This is a genomic window from uncultured Gemella sp., assembly GCF_963525875.1.
GTDB lineage: Bacteria > Bacillota > Bacilli > Staphylococcales > Gemellaceae > Gemella.
Genome location: NZ_CAURMG010000019.1, coordinates 19,111 through 32,473 on the forward strand (window position 1 = coordinate 19,111; position 13,363 = coordinate 32,473).

The window sequence follows — 13,363 nt, forward strand, 5'->3', positions numbered from 1 at the left end:
GACTCAAAAAATCAATTTCTCTGAAATAACGATGTTTGAGTCGCTTTCGTTTTAGTTTATGAGAATAAAAATATAATTATATACAATAAAGGTTAACGTAAATTTAAAGTGTTAACTTTTATTGTTTTTATTTGTTTATTAACAGAGATATATAGAATCTACAAATACTTTTTAATTAGTGTTAATATATATATATATATTTCTTGAATTTCAAGTTGAAAAAGGTTACAATTAATGTATTGAATATCAATGTTGAAAAGAAAAAGATTATGAAAGTATTTTTATGAAAGAAGGCGAAAAAAGGTGAGAAAATTTTTAGGGGAAAAAAACAACAAATTTTCTTTGAGAAAGTTAACTATTGGAGTTTGTTCGATGACAATAGGTTCATTTTTCATGATTCCCGCTGTGAATGGAGATGATAATCTAATAAAGGCCGCTGATAATGCAGTAGTTCACTACAAGTATGTTGGTGAAAATAATTTAACTGATAAAGAAAAAGAATTAATAAAAAAAGAAGTACCTAATGTGGTTAGTAGTACAGAAGAAACATATTATTTAGTATTTAAGCCAGAAAAAACAGCACAATTAAATAAATTACCTAATACTGGTTTAAATTATGGTGTTGGTAGTATGTTATTAGGTGGACTTTTGGGGCTTATTGTAGTGGTAGTTGCAAAGGGTCGAAATAAAAAAAGTAAGATACTTTCAATATTATTAGTGACAAGTATGGGTGTAACTTCTATAGAATTACCTGCTCGTGCTATGGAAAATCTTGAATTATCTGTATATAATATGGATTATAATTTGAAAGTTGGAGATAAACTTCCTAATATTTCTTCAATCCCAGGATATAATTTTGTTGGATTTATAAAAAATGAATTAGAGAATAATTTAACTGAAAAAGCAGATAGCATAAGTAAAGTAGAAAAACAACAAAATAAACAGCAGATTGTTAATAATGATAAAAAATTGGATTCTTTAAAAAATTTTAATGATTTAGAAAAGAAAAACGAAGAATATATTAAAAATGATAAGCAGTCAGATAATGTAGAAAAAGTTAATGATGTTCAGATTAAACCTAAAGGTGTTAATACTGTTAATCCTGAAGATGAGGTTATGTCTGGAAAATTGACTAAGCCTGAATTATTATATGAAGATAAAACTGTAGAAACAAGTTTAGCATATAATCGAGTTATTGAAAATAATTCAGAATTGACAGAAGGAACTACAAGAATAAAACAACAAGGAAGATTAGGGAAAAAGATTGATGTATATAGAGTATTTGTTGTTGAAGGGAAAGAAGTTTCAAAAGAAATTCTATCATCTAAAACAGTAGAACCTATTTCTGAAATAGTTGAAAGGGGTACTAAAAAAGTAAACAATAACCCTAAGTCAACTGGAGCTAAGTTGGTAAAAGCAGCAGTGGAGGAGAAACCCGAATATACAGGAGTGCAAGCCGGGGCAATAGTAGAAGCGGCAAAAATGGAGAAACCTGAATATACAGGAGTACAGGCTGGAGCATTAGTAGAACCTGAGAAAGTGGAACCCCCAAGAGAATATACAGGAGTGCAAGCTGGAGCAATAGTAGAGCCAGAAAAAATAGAACCTGAATATGGTATTGTTACTTCTGGAGCTTTAGTAGAACCAGAAAAAGTAGAATCACCGAAGGAATATACAGGGGTACAAGCTGGAGCAATAGCAGAACCAGAGAAAGTGGAAGTACCAAGAGAATATACAGGAGTGCAAGCTGGAGCGGTAGTAGAACCAGAGAAAGTGGAAGCACCAAGAGAATATACAGGAGTGCAAGCCGGAGCAGTAGCAGAACCAGAAAAAGTAGAAGTCCCAGAGGAGTATAGAGGAGTACAAGCTGGAGCGATAGTAGAGCCGGAGAAAGTAGAAGTCCCAGAGGAGTATAGAGGAGTACAAGCTGGAGCGATAGTAGAACCGGAGAAAGTAGAGCCAACTAGAGAGTATTCAGGAAGTATTGAGCAGCCAAGTTCTGAAGAGGCTAAACCAAATAATGAAAATACTAATACACCAGAAGAAATGAGTATTCAGAAAAAATCTAGTGCATTAATTAATATGACCTTTATTACAGATTCGTCAAGGGGAACTGGAGTGGGATCAGCTACTTTTATTGCACCAAATGTACTTTTAACAGTAGCTCATAATTTCATTCATAATTCTACTGATAATACTACGGGTGAATTTAGAGGTGATAAATCTAAAAACGAATATGAGTGGGTGACTCCTGACGGACAAAAAGGAACATTTACCGCTAATGATATTCATTTTTATAATCAAAAAGATTATCCAAAAGGATTTATCTATGATTTAGCAGTGATTAAATTACCACAATCTTTAGAAAGAAAACATGTAAATCTAGTAGATAATTATTCGAAAGTAAATGTTTATGACAAACTTAATGTTCATGGATATCCAGGTGGGAAATATACGCACTTAAAAGATACTACGGTAGAAATGGAACAAAAATATGCGAATAATACCTACGGTGTCCAATATCAAGGCGGAAATCCTGGTATGAGTGGTGGAGGAATATTTAATGCCAATGGTGAAGTTATTGGTGTGCATCAAAATGGAGCACAAAATCGCTCAGGTGGATTGATTTTATCTCCTACACAATTATCTTGGATTAAGAGTATTATCGCAGGTACTGAAATTACTCCAACATATGATGCACTAGAACGTCACAAAGATGAGAAAAAAAATGATCTTAAAGAAGAAAAAGACGTTAATAAGAAATTAGAACTTAGAAATATATCTTCTGTTGAACTATATTCTAAAGAAGGTGATAAGTATCGTCATGTAACTTCACTTGATTCTGTGCCAAATGACCCAGAAAATTACTTCATGAAAGTAAAATCAGAGAACTTTAAAGACGTGATGCTTCCAGTTACAAGCATTACTAATGATAATAAAGATAATAGAGATAATAGAGATGTTTATAAAATAGTAGCGAGTGTAAATAATCTGATACAACATGAAAATAATAAAGTACAAGATAATTATACATACTATTTACCTAAAACTCAGCAAAGTGAAACTGGTGTCTATACATCATTTAAAAATTTAGTTGACGCAATGAATAGAGATCCTTATGGAGAGTTTCGTTTAGGTGCAACTATGGATGCTCGTGAAGTTGAACTTCCAGATGGCCAAGAAAGTTATGTGAAAAATGAATTCCATGGTACATTAATAGGTCAAAATAGCAATAAGTATTATGCTATATACAACCTGAAAAAGCCGTTATTTAATGTTTTAAGTAATGCTAGAGTACAAAATCTTTCACTAAAAGATGTCAATATTTCAGCAAAAGAAGATGCTGCAACAGTAGCGAAAGAAGCGAAGAATGGAACTATAATTAGTAATGTTCATGCTGATGGAGCAATTGCTGGTGAACATGGAATAGGAGGTTTAGTATCACAAGTAGAGAATTCTAGAATTTCAAATAGTAGCTTTACAGGAAGAATTACTAATACTTATGAAACAAATTCAGCTTATCAAATTGGAGGTTTAGTTGGTAAACTTTCTGGTTCAAGGGGATTAATAGATAAGTCGATTGCATCAATTGATTTATCATCAAACGCAACTAAAGGGGATCAATCTATTGGCGGAATAGTTGGTGCAGTAGAGGATAGGGCGCTAATTAGTAATAGCTATGCTGAAGGAAATCTTAATAATGTTCAACGTTTTGCAAACGTTGGTGGAGTAGTTGGTAATCTTTGGGATCCAGTTGGTGAATTAGAAAAATCTGGTCAACTATCAAATGTGCTAAGCGACGTTAATGTAACGAATGGTAATGCTATAGCTGGTAAACATTTTGATAATATGAAAGCAAAACATGTATATAGCAACAAAAATAATAAAGTTGTGAACGTAGTAGCAGAAGATGATGAAATCTTAACTAAGGATTCTGATGTTCAAAGAGGAGAAGTATTAGAAGATGCACAGATTAAAGAGAAAAAATCTGCTTTTGTTACTAAAAATACTATTAAAACAGAAGACTTTAATTTCTCTTCTAGATATGTAACTGACTATAGAAATCTTGAAAATGCTGATCCATCAAAAGAAAAAGTATATAAAAATATGGAAAAACTATTACCGTTCTATAATAGAGAAACAATAGTTAAGTACGGGAATTTAGTAGAAGCAAGTAGTAATCTTTATAATAAAGAATTATTGTCAGTAGTTCCTATGAAAGATAATGAAGTAATTAGTGATATTAACAAATACAAATCAAGTATAAATAAACTATTACTATATTACGCGGACAATACATCAGAGAAACTTAATGTAAATTATCAAAGTGATTTTTCAAATGTAGCAGAGTATAGAATAGGCGATACAAAATTAATTTACACACCGAATACATTACTTCGCAATTATGATAATATTTTGGAAAAAGTATTACCAGCATTAAATAATGTAGAATATAAATCAGAGGCAATAAGAAAAGTATTAGATGTTTCTAATGATGTTAGCTTAACGGAATTATATTTAGAAGAACAGTTCAATACTACTAAACGTGATTTGAGAGACAGTTTAACAAAACTTCTTACTGCAGATGCTGCAATAGCTGAAAATAATAATAAGATAATAGATAATTATGTAATCGAAAAAATTAAAAATAATAAAGAAGCTCTACTTCTAGGATTAACATACTTAGAGCGTTGGTACAATTTCAAATATGGTGAAACAAAAGCAAAAGATTTAGTTATGTATCACTTGGATTTCTTCGGAAAATCAAATAGCTCAGCGTTAGATAATGTTATCGAATTAGGAAAATCTGGATATAATAATTTACTAGCGAAAAATAATGTTATAACTTATAACGTATTATTAGCGAAAAATTATAAAACTAATAATTTATTTGATGCATTAGAAAAATATAGACAAGCATTCGTGCCAGATAAAACCAATAACGAGTGGTTTAAAGAACAAACTAAAGCCTATATAGTAGAAGAAAAATCTACTATTAAAGAGGTAAGTGATAAGCAATCAAAAGCAGGTACTCCGCAATCTATAGGAGTATATGATAGATTAACTAGCCCATCTTGGAAATACCCAAGTATGGTCTTGCCACTACTAACATTACCTGAAAAATCGGTGTTTATTATAGCGAACATTTCGACTATAGGATTTGGTGCTTATGATAGATATAGAAGTAAAGAACATCCAGCAGGAACTAATTTAAATGACTATGTTGAGACAAAAGCAAAAGAAGCGGCTGTTAGATTTAGAGATCACTATGATTACTGGTATAAAATATTGGATGATAAAAATAAAGAAAAATTATATAGAAGTGTTCTAGTCTATGATGCATTTAGATTTGGTACAGATGAAAGAGAAGATAAGGATACATACCAAGCTAATTTTGAAACTAATCATCCAGCGATAAAACATTTCTTCGGTCCAGCAGGAAATAATGTTGTTCATAATGCTAATGGAGCATACGCTACAGGGGATGCTTTCTATTATATGGCGTATCGTATGCTTGATAAAGATGGTGCGGTAACTTATACACATGAAATGACGCATAACTCAGATAGAGAAATTTATCTTGGAGGATATGGAAGACGAAATGGACTTGGACCAGAGTTTTATGCTAAAGGATTGTTACAAGCTCCTGATCATCCAAATGATCCTACTATTACGATTAACTCTATATTGAAGTATGAAGAAGCAGAAAATCCAACTAGACTTCAGGTAAAAGATCCTACAAAACGATTTAATAATGCAGAAGACTTACAAACATATATGCATAATCTGTTTGATGTAATTTATATGCTAGAATATCTAGAAGGTAATGCAGTTGTTAACTTAGATATTTCTAAGAAAAATGACTTGTTGAGAAAAATAGAAAATAAATTTGAACTGGATCCAGACGGAAGTAAAGTATATGCAACTAATGTTATTCGTTACTTAAATGATAGTGAACTTAGCAAATTAACGACATTTAATAGTCTAATTGAAAATGATGTTATTACAAGAAGAGGATATGAAAATGACAATGATAATACCTTTAAACGAAATGGCTATTATACAATTAAACTATTTTCACCAATATATTCTGCTCTAAGTAATGATAAAGGAACTCCGGGTGATTTAATGGGACGTCGTATGGCGTTCGAGTTGTTAGCTGCAAAAGGTTTTAAAGATGGAATGGTACCATATATTTCTAATCAATACGCAGAAGAAGCAAAAGCAAATGGTGACGTTATTACATCATATGGTAAAAAAATCGGTAATGTAACAGATGAGTTAGTACTTAAAAAAGTGTTTAATAATAAATATAAATCATGGGTTGATTTTAAAAAAGAAATGTATGAAGAGAGAAAAGCTAAATTCAACAATCTAATAAGTATTAGCTTTTATAATCCAAATGTAAGTTTCTCTAGAAATAGTAAGGTAACAATAACTAATATAGATATGCTTCGTAATATGATAACTGAAGCTGTCAAAGCTGATGCGGAGGATGAACTAGCGAAAATGTATCTTGAACAAAGTAGAGTTCATAAACTTAAACGAGCAATCTTTAAAGCATATTTAGATCAAACTAATGATTTTAGAACTTCTATATTTGGAGAACAGTAACCTGATTTTTGATTAGATATAAAATAAATAGGGGGTGACTCGATAAAATTGATTTCTTCGGAATCATGATTTTTGGGTCGCTCTCTTATTTATATTTATTAGAATGTATATAAATATATAATAAGTAATGTAGTAGGATATTACAATAAAAATTTATGATATAATAAAACTATAAAAATTTAAGGAGAATTTGAATATGATAAAAATTGAAGTGTGTGCTAATAGTGTACAAGATTGTATTGTAGCACAGAGTGAAGGTGCAGATAGAATAGAATTGATTAGTGCAGGTTATCTAGGTGGTTTAACACCAACAATTACTGTTTTAGATATGGCGTTAGAAAAGGGTGTGGAAATACCAATAATGACTATGGTTAGACCTAGAGGAGGCGGTTTTTGTTATACTGAAATAGAAAAAGAACAAATGTATAGAGAAGCAAAAGAATTACTAGAACATGGAGCTAAGGGTATTGTATTTGGATTTCTTACTGAGGATAGAAAAATAGACTGGGAAGAGACGACGAAAATGATAGAACTTTGTAAAAGTTATGAAGCGGAAAGTGTTTTTCATAGAGCATTTGATTGTTCTAATGAACCTGAATACAACATTCAGCATTTAATTGAATTAGGATGTACTAGAGTATTGACAAGTGGGTTAGGAACTAATGTAGAAAAAGGTGCTGATCTACTAAAGTTGTTGCAAGAGAAGTTCGGAGATAAAATTGAAATTTTAGCTGGTGCAGGTATTTCTACAGAAAATATAAAAAGTATTATTAAAAATACTGGAGTTACACAAGTTCATGGAACCTTTAAAAAGTATGGTGTTGATCAAACAACAACTGGTATGGATGTAAGTTATAGATATACAGACAAAGGTGACTATGAAGTGGTAAATCCAATTGAACTGGCTAAAGCAGTTAACATAGTTAGAAATATTAATAAGAAAGAAGAGTGCAATGATTAAAAATATACATCATATAGCTATTATAGGAACAAATTATAGTAAAACAAAAGAGTTTTATGTTAATAAATTAGGTTTTGAAGTAATAAGTGAATATGTTCGCCCAGAAAAGAAAGATATTATTTTAAATGTCCAGAATGGTGATTTAGTTTTGGAAATATTTATTAAAGAAGATGCTCCTTTAAGACCAAAAATACCAAATCCAGAATATACGGGATTAAGACATTTAGCATTTAGAGTAGATAATGTGGAGGAAATGTTAAAGAAATTTGATATGCTTGGTATTTTGCATGAAGAACTTCGTTATGATGATTTCGATAATAAAAAGATGGCATTTTTCTTTGATCCTGATGGTTTACCGTTAGAAATACATGAATAGATGAAGAAGAAATTTAGGAAACTAAATTTTTTTCTTTATTTTTTTATTTTAACTGAAAAAAATATTGATTTTACAGAAAATATATGTTTAAATAGAGAAATATGAATTTAATTAACTAAAAAAGGAGTGGCATAATGAGATTTAGAAAAAAAGCTGCTGTATCAATTGTAACAGCAACATTATTACTTACAAATTTACATGTAATGAATTTTAATAATTTAGAGAAGAATTGGGTATATGCTGAAGAGAATGTAAAGGCTGATGCAGTATCTAATACTTCTGCACATACTTTTAAAGATGAGGATAAGGTTAAAATTATTGTTTCTTTAAAAGAGGATAAAGTAGATCCTAATTCGTTAAAAACTGAAGAAGGAAGAAAAGAACGTGAAAAAAGTACTAAAGAACCACGTGAACGAGCACTAAAAGAAATTAAAGATAAAGGTGTAGACTATAAAGTATTATTTGAATATGATACACTTTTAAACGGATTTTCTTTAGAAACTTCGTATGCTGACGCTAAAAAAATTCAAGCGATGGATTTTGTAAACAGTGTAGAAGTAAGTGTTGATTACGAGGTTCCGGAAACTACAACTAAAAATGAAGATAGTGATACTGTTTTGAAAAATACAGTTATCGATAGTAATAGAATTATTGGTGTACAGAGCTTATGGGATAAAGGATATAAAGGTCAAGGAAGAGTAGTGGCTGTTATTGACTCAGGTTTAGATCCTAATCATGACATATTACATCTAACTGATACGAGTAAAGCGAAGTATAAAAATAAAGCTGAGCTTGAAGCTGTAAAAGAAAAAGCTGGAATTGACTATGGTAAATGGTATAGTGATAAATTAATTTATGCATTTAACTACTATGATTGGGATAATAATTTAAAAGAGAAAAAAGATAAATCGCATGGAATGCATGTTGTAGGTACTTCAGTAGGTAATCCAACAAAAAAAGCACCAAATAATGAATATGTAGCAGGGGTTGCTCCAGAATCACAATTGATTTTTATGAGAGTATTCTCTGATAAACAAGGTGGAGCAAAAACTAGTACGTTCTTATATGTTAAAGCTATAGAGGATGCTGTTAAACTAGGAGCTGATTCTATAAATATGAGTTTAGGGGCTACAGCAGGTGCAGTAACAGAAGTCGGTCAAGGTACTATAGATGCAATAGCACTTGCTAAAAAAGCTGGGGTTAATGTTGTAGTTGCAGCGGGGAATGATAATGTATTTGGAAATGGTCAAAGCAAACCAAGTGCATCTAATCCAGATTACGGATTAATCGGAACACCGTCTGTAACACCTGACTCAATAGCTGTAGCAGCAATAAATAATAGTGTAATGAATACTGAAGTTATGACTTTAGTAGGATTAGAAGGAAATGAAGAATGGGATAATGGAGAAGCTACAATAAGACCATTTACTAAGAAATTTGATCCTAAAGTTGAGTATTCATATTTTAATGCTGGCTATGGTTTAGAAAATGATTTTAAAAACCAAGATGTAAAAGGTAAGATTGCAGTGATGATGCGTGGGGGTGGAAATACCTTTGCTGATAAAGTAGCAGCAGCTAAGAAGGCTGGAGCTGTAGGTGCTGTTTTATATAACACTAAAGAAGGTGGAGAAGAATTATTAAATGTTGCTCTAAATAATAATGACAATGATTTCCCGGTAGTATTCGTTGGATATAAATTTGGTAATTTATTAGCTACTTATCCGGATCACTACAAATTAAAATTTACTGGGCACTTTAGTAAGAGACCTCATCCACAAGCTAACCAACTAGCTGATTTTACAAGTTGGGGAGTAACTGGAGATGGATTGTTTAAGCCTGATGTTACAGCACCAGGTGGAGATGTTTATTCTTCATTCAATAATGGAACATACGGATTAGATAGTGGAACAAGTATGGCTTCACCACACGTAGCAGGAGCTATATCTTTAATGAAACAAGTATTCCAAGAAAGATATCCAGACCTACAAGGTGAGGAATTACAAAAATTAATAAAACACTTATTAATGAGTACTGCAATTCCAAACTATAATAATGAAACAAAAGCATTTACGTCACCAAGACAACAAGGAGCTGGAGTTATTGATGTTTCTAAAGCAGCTTTTGGTGATTTATATGTAACTGGCGAAAATGATTATGGAAGTATTTCACTTGGTAATGTACAAGATACATTTAAATTTAATGTAGTACTACATAACTTATCTGATCAACCTAAGGAACTTGTTTACAAGTCTTATTTAAATACTGATGGTGTAGAAAATGGACAAATTACTCTAAAACCAAGACAATTATCAGAAAGTAATGGAGGAGAAGCTGTAGTAGTACCTGCTAAAGGAGAAAAATCTATTACGATTACTGTTGATGCTACACAATTTAGAAATGAATTAGAAGGTCAAATGCCAAATGGTTATTATCTTGAAGGATTTGTGAGATTCTTTGATATTAAAGATACTAATACAGCAGTTGCTGGTATTCCGTATGTTGGTTTTAAAGGTGAGTTCCAAAATCTACCTGTAGTTGAAAAACCAATATATGAATTTAAAGGAAATGAAAAACCATTCTATTACTATAAACCTAATACAACTGAGCGTGATGATAAAAATAACTTTACTTCATTAGTTACTGTTGATGTCAATGGTGAAGAAAAGAACATAAAAGTTTTAGGAGAGTACACTAATCCTAAAACTAAGTCTAATTATTTTGGTAAATTAGCATTTTCTCCAAATGGTGATAGACAGCATGATGAGGTTGGTTTTAAGGCAACATTCCTAAGAAACTATGAGAATCTTAAATTATCAGTTTATGCAAAAGATGATGTTGAACGTAAAAATCCATTATATGAAAATGGTAATGTTTCTGGTAAAAAGAACTTTTTCCATAACAAAGTTACAAATAAAAAAGCTGTGTTAGTTACTGAAACAAACTGGAAAGGGCAGGATAAAAATGGAAATCCATTACCAGATGGTGAATATCAGTATGTAGTTAGCTATAGTCCAGTTGCAACAGGTGCGAAAATGCAAGAAACAGTGTTTAATGTTACGCTTGATAGAGTTGCACCGCAAATTGTTGGTACAGGTGGAGTTTATGACGAAAAAACTAGAACATTTAAACCATATGCTGTAAAAGAGAACGGAAGTGGAGTACTTTATAAGAAATTAAGTTATAAAGTGACCAAAAAAGGTAAAGATGGTAAAACTGTAGAGCAGGAAGTTGTGGTTGAACCAAATATTGACGGTACATTTACTCTTCCAGAAAAAGTATCTCTTGATAAATTTACTTATGAAGTAGGTGACTTTGCAGGGAACAAAGATAGTGTTGGAATATCAAAAGTTCAAAATACAGAAAAAGGAACTGTAGAAATAAAAACTACAGCTAAAGATGGAACAGGTGATTATTCTACTAATGTCAGATATGCTATTAAGAATGAAAAAGGCGAGTTAGTTGGAGAAGATTTCACGAAAAATGGTAAGAACCTAACAGCTCTTCCATATGGTAAATATACTGTACAAGTAGTTCTAACTGATGAAGCTCTTAAATTAACTAGTCCTAAAGAAGTATCTTTTGAGATAACTAAAGATGATTCAACTAAGTCTGTTGAATTTACATTCGAAGAACAAAAGAGAAATACGACAATAGTTAAGTTTGACAAAGTTATACCAGCGGGAGCAAAAGTATTTGTTACAAATGAACAAGGTGAAAAAACAGAATTATCAAGAAGTCTATATAGTGAAAAAGAATTCCAAAAACGATTAAATAACGGTAAATATACTGTTGAAGTAGTGTTACCAGAAGGATATAGATCTTCTGAAAATAATTTTGAACTTTTAGTAGGAAATGGTCGTAATACAAAAGAATTACAATTAAGTGTAGCTCAAAAAGTAGCTAGCGTGACAACTTCTGAAGGTGCAACTACACTGGCAACAGTTGAGTTTGGTGAGGCGAAATTATTCAATGACTATAAACTTGTAGTTGGAGATGTTGAAAAAGCTAGTAAGGAAAAAATACTTAAACAGCTAACGGACAGTAAGATTGATTTAACTAAATATGATGTAGTTTTTTATGATATCCATTTAGAAGATAGAAATAATAAGGTAGTAGAAGTTGATGGAACTAGAAAAGTTACTTTATCATTAGATAAAATGCCAGCTAAATTTGGTCATGAGAAAAAAGATGGAACAATTGAACCGGTTAATGGTGAAGTAGTAGATGGTAAGTTCGTCTTTACAGTAGATGGATTTAGTAATTTTGTGGCTCTTATAGAGAAAAATGTACCTAAAGAAGAGGTTAAAGTAGATAAGAGTCAATTGAAACTAGCTTCTGATAATTTTAAAGCTACAACAGATAGTGATAAGTATGAGTATGCTTCATTAGATGCTAAAGAGGCATACAACAAAGCAATTAATAAAGCTAGACAACTGTTAGAAGATGAACATGCAACACAAGAAGAAGTAAACAAAGCTGTTGAAGAGTTGAATGCAGCTATTTCTAAACTTACTGGTGTTAAACCAAAAATAGAAAAAGGTGAACCAGAGAAGGTAGCAGAACCAAAAGAATACACAGGAGTGCAAGCAGGAGCAATAGTTGAACCAGCGAAAGAAGAAGCTCCAAAAGAATATACTGGCAAAGTAGAACAACCAAAAGCAGAGACACCTAAAGAAAATAAAGGTGAACAACCAAAAGCAGAAGTACAAAGTGTAGATAAAAAAGAGCTTGCGGCTGAGGTAGAGAAAAATGGTGACCTTACATCACAAGATAGCTTTAAAGAAGCAGATGAAGCAGCTAAGAAAGAATATAAAGAAGCACTTAAAGTAGCTAATTTAGTATTATCTAATGCAAATGCAAAACAAGATGAAGTAAACAATGCATTAGAAACTCTTAAAAAAGCATCAGAGAAAGTAAGTAAAGAAAAATCTAGATTGTCAACATTACTTGGTAATGTATTTAAGAAAGATAAAGATAAGCCAAGTGTAGGATTAGCAGATATAGCTAAGGAACAGGGTATTGTAGCAGATAATTCACAAGTTAATCTTGGGAATGTTGGAAAATCAAATTCTCTATTAGCAAAAACCGGAATATTAGCTTTACCTACAACTTTTGTAGGCCTTGCACTAGTTTGTTTAGTATACGTTTTAAGAAGAAAAAATACTAAATAACAGATAGGTTAATAATTCTCCTTAACGATTAGGTTAAGGAGAATTATTTATAATAGATACACGAGAGATAGAAATATTAATAAGTTGATAAAATATAAAAATTATTAATGATTAAGAATAACTATTCTTTTATAATAAGTAATCAAAATTTTTAAAATTATTAAAATAGTCCTTGACATAAAGTGATTGAAAATGTATAATAAATATTGTTGTTAAATATGGCGGCTGTGGCGAAGTGGT

General features: G+C 31.2%; 4 protein-coding genes. All 4 read left to right on the forward strand.

Annotation, left to right across the window (positions count from 1 at the left end):
* Window positions 1-303: 303 nt before the first annotated feature.
* The 4 genes from RWQ73_RS04895 (at window position 304) to RWQ73_RS04910 (ending at window position 13,123) form a co-directional block, all read left to right on the forward strand.
* Window positions 304-6,615: a ZmpA/ZmpB/ZmpC family metallo-endopeptidase gene (locus RWQ73_RS04895; RefSeq protein WP_314406982.1), complete on the forward strand. Its 6,312-nt coding sequence runs from the start codon at window positions 304-306 to the stop codon at window positions 6,613-6,615.
* 196 nt (window positions 6,616-6,811) lie between these two features.
* Window positions 6,812-7,576 carry a copper homeostasis protein CutC gene (locus tag RWQ73_RS04900; RefSeq protein WP_314406984.1) on the forward strand — a complete coding sequence of 255 codons (765 nt, stop codon included), beginning with the start codon at window positions 6,812-6,814 and terminating at the stop codon, window positions 7,574-7,576.
* Complete coding sequence (locus RWQ73_RS04905; RefSeq protein ID WP_314406985.1) at window positions 7,569-7,952, forward strand: VOC family protein; 384 nt, start codon at window positions 7,569-7,571, stop codon at window positions 7,950-7,952. The genes RWQ73_RS04900 and RWQ73_RS04905 overlap by 8 nt, the downstream gene beginning before the upstream one ends.
* Window positions 7,953-8,086: 134 nt before the next feature.
* On the forward strand, window positions 8,087-13,123 hold the full coding sequence (locus RWQ73_RS04910) for a S8 family serine peptidase (RefSeq protein WP_314406987.1): 5,037 nt from the start codon (window positions 8,087-8,089) through the stop codon (window positions 13,121-13,123).
* Window positions 13,124-13,363: the final 240 nt, after the last annotated feature.

What these genes read in the sequence shown, in the direction of transcription:
- RWQ73_RS04900 (WP_314406984.1), top strand. Translation starts at nt 6,812, where the DNA reads ATGATAAAAATTGAAGTGTGTGCTAATAGTGTACAAGATTGTATTGTA.
- RWQ73_RS04905 (WP_314406985.1), top strand. Translation starts at nt 7,569, where the DNA reads ATGATTAAAAATATACATCATATAGCTATTATAGGAACAAATTATAGT.
- RWQ73_RS04910 (WP_314406987.1), top strand. Translation starts at nt 8,087, where the DNA reads ATGAGATTTAGAAAAAAAGCTGCTGTATCAATTGTAACAGCAACATTA.